Origin of the sequence: Photobacterium kishitanii (assembly GCF_003026355.1) — a bacterium.
Lineage (GTDB): Bacteria > Pseudomonadota > Gammaproteobacteria > Enterobacterales > Vibrionaceae > Photobacterium > Photobacterium kishitanii.
On the sequence record NZ_PYON01000059.1, the window covers coordinates 1 to 517 of the forward strand.

Annotated in this window: 1 protein-coding gene; it reads right to left on the reverse strand. The window is 44.9% G+C overall.

Going from position 1 to position 517, the window contains the following annotated elements; all coding sequences use genetic code 11:
• Window positions 1-517: GTP-binding protein (locus C0W29_RS21525; protein ID WP_235869060.1), on the reverse strand; the 517-nt coding region annotated here is incomplete at both ends.

A 517-nucleotide genomic window follows, 5' to 3' on the forward strand; every position in this document is an offset into this window, starting at 1 on the left:
CCAACTTTAACGATACCTTGCTCAATACGACCAGTTACAACAGTACCACGGCCTTGGATTGAGAAAACATCTTCGATTGGAAGGATGAATGGTAGATCGATAGCACGCTCTGGCTCTGGAATGTAAGTATCTAGAGCTTCAGCTAGTTCAACGATTTTCGCTTCCCATTGCTCTTCACCATTCAATGCGCCTAGTGCAGAACCCATGATTACTGGGCAATCATCACCTGGGAAATCGTACTCAGAAAGAAGTTCACGAACTTCCATTTCTACTAGCTCAAGTAGTTCTTCATCATCAACCATGTCACACTTGTTCATGAATACGATGATGTAAGGAATACCAACCTGGCGACCAAGTAGGATGTGCTCACGTGTTTGTGGCATAGGACCATCAGTTGCAGCAACAACTAGGATACCACCATCCATTTGAGCAGCACCAGTGATCATGTTTTTAACATAATCGGCGTGTCCAGGACAGTCTACGTGTGCGTAGTGACGAGTAGGAGTATCGTACTCAA